General features: G+C 53.2%; 7 protein-coding genes and 1 pseudogene. 2 read left to right on the top strand and 6 right to left on the bottom strand.

The window, feature by feature from the left end; all coding sequences use genetic code 11:
• Nucleotides 1-9: 9 nt before the first annotated feature.
• Nucleotides 10-776: pseudogene (gene kduD / locus ACZAHD_RS05710) on the bottom strand (2-dehydro-3-deoxy-D-gluconate 5-dehydrogenase KduD).
• A 124-nt stretch (nucleotides 777-900) separates the two neighbouring features.
• Nucleotides 901-1,584, bottom strand: coding sequence for a hexitol phosphatase HxpB (gene hxpB / locus ACZAHD_RS05715; RefSeq protein ID WP_462455916.1), 684 nt, complete (start codon nucleotides 1,582-1,584; stop codon nucleotides 901-903).
• A gap of 133 nt (nucleotides 1,585-1,717) precedes the next feature.
• Between hxpB and ACZAHD_RS05720 the strand changes: the two genes are divergently transcribed.
• Nucleotides 1,718-2,254, top strand: coding sequence for a YniB family protein (locus ACZAHD_RS05720; protein ID WP_462455917.1), 537 nt, complete (start codon nucleotides 1,718-1,720; stop codon nucleotides 2,252-2,254).
• Nucleotides 2,255-2,283: 29 nt separating this feature from the next.
• On the opposite strand, the gene yciA is transcribed toward ACZAHD_RS05720, so the two are convergent.
• From yciA to ACZAHD_RS05740, 4 genes are all read right to left on the bottom strand, one after another.
• Nucleotides 2,284-2,682, bottom strand: a complete 399-nt coding sequence (gene yciA / locus ACZAHD_RS05725) for an acyl-CoA thioester hydrolase YciA (protein ID WP_004860955.1) — start codon at nucleotides 2,680-2,682, stop codon at nucleotides 2,284-2,286.
• Between the two features lie 433 nt (nucleotides 2,683-3,115).
• The gene (locus ACZAHD_RS05730; protein WP_462455918.1) at nucleotides 3,116-3,655 is read right to left on the bottom strand and encodes a septation protein A; all 540 of its coding nucleotides are present in this window, start codon (nucleotides 3,653-3,655) and stop codon (nucleotides 3,116-3,118) included.
• Nucleotides 3,656-3,707: 52 nt separating this feature from the next.
• Nucleotides 3,708-4,451, bottom strand: coding sequence for a YciC family protein (locus ACZAHD_RS05735; RefSeq protein WP_462455919.1), 744 nt, complete (start codon nucleotides 4,449-4,451; stop codon nucleotides 3,708-3,710).
• A gap of 25 nt (nucleotides 4,452-4,476) precedes the next feature.
• Nucleotides 4,477-4,890, bottom strand: a complete 414-nt coding sequence (locus ACZAHD_RS05740) for a YkgJ family cysteine cluster protein (RefSeq protein WP_462455920.1) — start codon at nucleotides 4,888-4,890, stop codon at nucleotides 4,477-4,479.
• 271 nt (nucleotides 4,891-5,161) lie between these two features.
• Between ACZAHD_RS05740 and ompW the strand changes: the two genes are divergently transcribed.
• The gene (ompW, locus tag ACZAHD_RS05745; protein ID WP_462455921.1) at nucleotides 5,162-5,797 is read left to right on the top strand and encodes an outer membrane protein OmpW; all 636 of its coding nucleotides are present in this window, start codon (nucleotides 5,162-5,164) and stop codon (nucleotides 5,795-5,797) included.
• The last annotated feature ends 222 nt before the right edge of the window (nucleotides 5,798-6,019 follow it).

Raw genomic sequence — 6,019 nt, forward strand, 5'->3', positions numbered from 1 at the left:
ACAGAATTATCAATGCGCCAGCCAGCCGCCATCAACCGCCAGTGTGCAGCCATTGACGTAATCCGCTGCCTTGGACGCCAGGAACACAACCGGCCCCTGTAAATCATCGGGGACGCCCCAGCGCCCGGCCGGGATACGGTCAAGAATCTCTTTACTGCGCTCAGTATCATCGCGAAGCTGCCGGGTATTATTGGTGGCCATATACCCGGGGGCGATGGCATTAACATTGATATTCTGTCCGGCCCATTCGTTTGCCATCAGGCGGGTTAAACCGAGCACGCCGCTCTTTGAGGCCGTATACGAGGGGACGCGAATCCCACCCTGAAACGAGAGCATGGAGGCGATGTTAATGATTTTTCCGCCGCTGTCCTGCTGAATAAACTGCCTGGCACCGCCTGCGATAAAAAGAATACCGACTTGAGGTTGAGATTGAGGACGTCGTCCCACTCTTTTTCGCTAAAGGTGAGCGCATCGGCGCGGCGGATCGTACCGGCGTTATTCACCAGAATATCCACTCGTCCCATGACCGAGAGGGCTTTCGCGACGATGTCGGCGATAGCATCCTGATGGCTGAGGTCTGCCTGAATGGCGGTAAAACGGCGCCCCAGCGCCAGGACCTGTTCGGCCGTTTCATGTGGGATCTTACGATTGACGCCGACGATATCGCAGCCGGCCTGGGCAAGAGCCAGCGTCATTCCCTGGCCCAGCCCGGTGTCACATCCCGTCACAATGGCGACCTTGCCCGTCAGGTCGAAGGCGTTAAGTACCCTATGCACCTCTGTATGCTGATTTATGCGTTTAACCACGCCGTTTTTTCAAGCATAGAGGGCGCTGAACGGAAAAATAATTAAAAATGAAACGCCATTTTATTTTTATGATAAAGCAACCGCGACGTGCCGATCACTGGCCAGAAACCGGACCGCAGAGTTCGCTGGCGGTGAGTGACTCCAGCGTCGTGAGCTTAACGTCTGCCAGCACAAAACGCGGATCGTGGCGATTTTCCTCAGCGGGAACGACGATAGAGCGCATACGGGCTGCCTTACTGGCGATCATACCGTTGACCGAATCTTCCAGCGCGACGCAGGCCATCGGGTCAACGCCCAGGCTGGCGGCGCAGTTGAGGTAAACCTGAGGATGGGGCTTGCTGTACGGCAGCGATTCGGCAGAGGAGAGGGCATCAAACTGCTCGCGCAGCTCAAACATGGTGAGGACCTTTTCCAGCATCCGCAGCGGCGAAGCCGATGCCAGGCCAACTTTCAACCCCTGTGCTCTACACAGGGCAACGGCTTCTCGTACGCCGGGTAACAGAGGGCGGGAGGCTTCAACCAGTTGAATCGCGCGGCTGATAATCCGTGCGGTGACCTCAGCGCGATCCACGCCTTTCCATGGCTGCTGGGCAAACCACAGGTCCACGACTAAATCGATGCGCAATCCCAGCATATCGGGCAGCTCATCGCGGCGGCTGATATCGACTCCGAGGCTTTCAATAACCTCCAGCTCCGCTTGATCCCATAGCGGCTCGGAATCAATCAGTAATCCATCCATATCAAAAATAGCGGCATGAATTTGTCGCCTGGCTGACATAAGTCCTTCTCCTGTAGCGCAAGTAGATAACGAATTTGTTCTCATGGTATATCATACCGCGCATTATTGGGCGAAATTCGCCGGTGAGGGTAGACTTAGACGGTGATTAAGGCGTCTTAAATAAGGGGAATCCATGACGTATCAACAAGCTGGACGCATTGCAGTGCTTAAACGTATTTTAGGGTGGGTTATTTTTATCCCCGCGGTGATTTCAACGCTGATTTCGATACTGAAGTTTATGTACGAACACAGTGAAAAAAAGCCGGGCATTGATGCGGTGCTGATGGATTTTGCGCACGTCATGATTGAAATGATGCGTTTTAATACGCCGTTCCTTAACTTTTTCTGGTACAACTCACCGCTGCCGGATTTTAAACTCAGTCTGAATATTGGCTTCTGGATTATCTATATTTTGGTGTTTGTCGGCATGGCGCTGCAGGCGTCAGGTGCGCGCATGAGCCGCCAGGCGAAGTTCTTGCGTGAAGGGGTAGAAGATCAGCTGATTCTTGAGCAGGCGAAAGGGCCGGAAGGTCTCACGCGCGAGCAAATTGCCGAGCGTATCGTGGTGCCTCGTCATACGATTCTGGTGCAGTACTTCCCGCTGTACATCCTGCCGGTTGTGATGATTGTTCTCGGCTACGTTTTCTTCTCTCTGCTCGGATTCCTGTAAAGAAATGGCCCGGCACGCCGGGCACTTCTTTACTCGCCGGGTATCGCACGCGGCTTACCTTGATTGTCGACCGCAACGTAGATAAACAGCGCTTCCGTGGCTTTATAACGTTGGCCAATTGGCTCCGACGACACTTTCTTCACCCAGACTTCGATGTTGATGGTGATAGAGGTGTTGCCGCGTTTCACGCAGCGTGCGTAGCAGCACACCACGTCACCCACGGCGACCGGCCGTAGAAAGGTCATTCCGTCAACGCGCACGGTGACCACACGACCTTGTGCAATCTCTTTGGCCATAATCGCGCCGCCGATATCCATCTGCGACATCAACCAGCCGCCAAAAATATCGCCATTGGCATTCGTGTCCGCTGGCATTGCCAGGGTGCGTAAAACCATTTCACCCTTCGGTGTGAGATCTGTTGTTGTCATTCTGTACTCTGTGCTGGTCAAAGAAGATCAGCGCGATGCTACTATGAAAACGGCAGAGTGAAAACAGGGGAATACACCGGCGGCTGCGGGCGTGGGTATTCAGAAGGAGAGAGTGACACCGGCGTCACAGGTGCGGTCGGGATTATTACAGGTCGAAGCGCCGGCGTTTTCACCATAAATTTGCTTCGCGAACAGGTTTCTGATGCCGGTATTCCGGTGAAGCTTTCTCAGTTGCGGGTATCACGTTCGCCGTGCCAGCTATCGTGTTGGGTTACGGCAGGTCACCGAAACGCTATCGATCGGGATGACGGGTCGGGCCCTATCACGTGAGGCAAGCGCGGACATCGCTGAACACGAGAAGAAGACGATGAGAGGGGTACAAGCAACGCAAAGAAGGGCCGGGGCAGACGCGATATCCCCGGCTTCCTGTTAATTAGTGGTTATCGTCCTGCGGCATATGGCGATAGATGTACACACCGCTCAGCAGCGTGAAGACCAGCGTCAGCGCCGTCAGGCCGAAAACTTTGAAGTTGACCCAGATATTCTGTGGTAACCAGAATGCGATGTAGATATTGGCCAGACCGCAGAGAATAAAAAACAGCGCCCAGGCAAGGTTCAGACGCGACCAGACCTGCTGTGGCAGGGTCAGCTCTTTTCCGAGCATGCGTTGAATCAATGGCTTTTTCATCACCCATTGGCTGAACAGCAAGGCGCCGGCAAACAGAGCGTAGATCACCGTGACCTTCCATTTTATAAACTCATCGTTATGGAAGAAAATGGTCAGGCCGCCAAATACGGCAACCAGCACAAAGGTAATCAGCGCCATCTTTTCGACTTTACGATAGCGTACCCAGGTATAGATCAGCACGATAGCGGTGGCGACAATCAGCGCGGTGGTTGCGGCGTAAATATCGTAGAGCTTGTAGAAGACGAAAAAGACTACCAGCGGTAAAAAATCCAGAAACTGCTTCATACATCGGACCCGTCGTTCAGATAGGGCCGGAAGAATCCCGGCCCAGGTTAATTTAGTTGCGGATAAGCATATACAGGCGGAACAAATAGATCAGCAACAGCGCGGATATCAGATTGCTGATCGTATTGATAACCACCGCGCCGACGTTCGGCGTCAGTACCGCGAAGCTGGATGCAAGCAGCAGCAGCAGCGTTTTCGCCAGCAGCCAGCCAATCACCGCCGGGGCGACCAGACGCATATTGGCCCACACCAGACGCATACTGCTGCGCATGGCGTTAAAAATCCCCACCTTATCCTGCACCAGCATGACAGGGGCAAAAGCCAGCACGATAGCCAGCAGCACGCCCGGCACCAGCACCAGCATCATCCCCAACTGCACCACAAAAGTGGTGAACAGGATCAGCAGCAGCAGCTTTGGCAATACCGGTGCAGAAGCTCCGATAGCGCGCAGCGCGCTGACTCGCTGTCCGGCGGAGACCAGCTGGATCATCAGCAGTACGCCGCCGGCAAGAATGGCGTTACCCACCAGACCGGAGAAGGTCGATGCGGCCGAGGCACGCAGCAGGATCTGCTGTTGCTCAGGCGTCATGTTTTGTACCAGCTCAAACAGCCCGACGCTCCCCGCCAGATTATCCCCTTCGCTCAGAATCGAGAGCTGCTCTTCACTGGGTGAAAAAGCATGGCCAAGGACTACCGTAATTAACGCGCATAACAACGCAATCAGTAAAACGGTGACAAACTGATTACGAAAAAAATTCCCCGTGTCACGGTAGACGGTCTTCGCCGTGATAGACATGCACTCTCCTTGAGTATTGCAGGTGTTAACTAGCCGGCGATTGTACCGCAAATCCCTCCTGGGTAGCAGCCTCTGCCGTTGTCCGGCTAAGTATATCTTTGTAAAGAGGGATGAGCGGCGGCAGGCCGTAGCGTGCGCGGGCCCGGTTGCAGGCTTCGTTTATTTCGCCGCCTTCACCGGACTGGGCGAATTCGCGGCAGGGAGAGGGGCGCTGCTGATAGATCGAGCAGTGCACCGATTCGCCGATTTCACCTTTGAGGGCGGTGCAGCGGCTTTGTCGCTGGTTGGTACCGCTCATACAGCGCAGAAAAGGGGTCAGCGGTTCGGTAAGTTGCGTCGGCACAACGCCGCCGGCATCGTCGGCTTCCGCCCAGTAGAAAGAGACTCGAAAATACGCACAACAGGCACCGCACGTCATGCACGGGTTGATTTCACTCATGATTACACCTGATAAAAACGCATCAACACAGATTGTCGGCAGATAAATTATCCAGACGCATCGAAGGCGGCAAGAGGAGGCGGAAAATTTTTTTGCTCTTCGGAAAGTGAAAATTGATGAGGAATCGTGTTTTCTGGTATCACCATGAAAGTAAAAATTAATCTGGATCAATAAATGTTAAATCTCACGACTTTATGTGATCTAGAACGGATCAAAGGTAACTCGTTATGGGTATATTGACCCGCTAAATAACCATAATGGGGACATGGATATGAAAAAGTTAGCAGTGGTTGGCATTATTCTAAGTACTCTTTCCGGCAGTGTCTGGGCGCATGAAACCGGGGAGTTTTTTATTCGTGCAGGTTCTGCTACCGTTCGGCCGACGGCAGGTTCTGATAATGTGTTAGGCAGTCTGGGCGGGTTTAACGTCAGTAATAACACGCAGTTGGGCTTGACCTTCACCTATATGGCGACGGACAACATTGGCGTTGAACTGCTGGCGGCCACGCCATTCCGGCACAAGGTTGGCACCGGTCCGACCGGGACCATCGCCACCGTCAATCAGTTGCCGCCAACGCTGATGGCGCAATGGTATTTCGGTGACGCCCAGAGCAAAGTACGCCCGTATATCGGTGCAGGTATTAACTACACCACCTTCTTTAATGCTGACTTTAATGACACCGGTAAAAATGCCGGATTGAGCGATCTGAGTCTTAAAGACTCCTGGGGAGCGGCAGGTCAGGTAGGGCTGGATTACCTGATTAACCGCAACTGGTTGCTGAACATGTCGGTGTGGTACATGGATATCGACACTGACGTGAAATTTAAAGCCGGCGGCGTGGACCAGAAAGTCAGTACCCGCATCGATCCGTGGGTGTTTATGTTCTCTGCCGGTTACCGGTTCTGAGTTCTTCTGCAAAACCCGTCTGCAAAACTGGTCATTATATGACCAGTTTTTTATTGATAACTGAAAACCAGGTCCTGTGGGCGTGGTCAGCAACAGGTTTTGGCTCTGCCTTATTGTCATTGGATTTAAATCTTACAGAACTGGCAGAGGCTTTTTTTTAAGGATTTTGGTACGCCTCTATGGGGCGAAATCAATGCCGCCTTCTATGAAGGCGGATTTTTA

This window comes from Raoultella sp., assembly GCF_039594335.1.
Taxonomy (GTDB): Bacteria; Pseudomonadota; Gammaproteobacteria; order Enterobacterales; family Enterobacteriaceae; genus Klebsiella.